Origin of the sequence: Natrialba swarupiae (genome assembly GCF_008245225.1) — an archaeon.
GTDB classification, from domain to species: Archaea; Halobacteriota; Halobacteria; order Halobacteriales; family Natrialbaceae; genus Natrarchaeobius; species Natrarchaeobius swarupiae.
In genome coordinates this window covers 1-733 of record NZ_VTAW01000090.1, presented here as the reverse complement: position 1 = coordinate 733, position 733 = coordinate 1, and the positions used below count along the sequence as shown (strand labels likewise).

The following is a 733-nucleotide window of genomic DNA, read 5'->3' as shown; positions in this document are numbered from 1 at the left end:
TCGGGTTCGAACCGCTGGCGGAGCCGACCGCGCTCTGGCTCTGGTCGAACGCCGTTTCGGTGATCGACTTGAGACGATCGACCAGCGAGTCCTTCTTGGGTTCGCCCATGAGTGCGACGTCTAGCACTTCGCTGATGTTCGCACAGGGGATGATCTCGACCATCTCCTCGTACTCCTCTTCGATCATCACGTCCTGTTCGTTGGCTTCGGGGATGATGACCGTCTCACAGCCGGCTTTCGCGGCGGCCTCGATCTTGTGGGTGACGCCGCCGACCGGGAGGACGTCGCCCCGGACCGACAGCGAGCCGGTCATTGCGACCGACTGGTCGACCGGAATATCCTCGAGTGCGGAGATGACGGCGGTTGCCACGGTGATGGAAGCGGAGTCGCCGTCGACACCCTGCTGGCCAGCCTGGACGAACTGGATGTGGATGTCTTTCTCCGAGAGATCGACGTCGGAGAACTTCTTGATGATCGCGGAGACGTTTTGGACCGACTCCTCGGCCATCTCTTTGAGTTTGCCGGTGGCGATCACCGTGCCGCCTCCCTGTGCGGGCGCGATCTCGGCCATGACGGGGAGCATAATTCCGCTGTCCTCGCCCATGACGGCCAGCCCGTTGACCCGGCCTTCGACGCCCTCGTCGGTGACCTGCAGTTCGTAGTCTTTGCGCCGCTCGATGTAGTCGTCGGCGAGCTGTTGTTCGATCGAGCGCGAGCGCTCTTTGGCTTGCAG

Annotated in this window: 1 protein-coding gene; it reads right to left on the bottom strand. The window is 62.6% G+C overall.

Translation table 11 applies throughout. The annotated features are described in order from the left end of the window. The coding region (locus tag FYC77_RS20040; RefSeq protein WP_274381038.1) for a S16 family serine protease at positions 1-733 on the bottom strand (733 nt) is incomplete at both ends.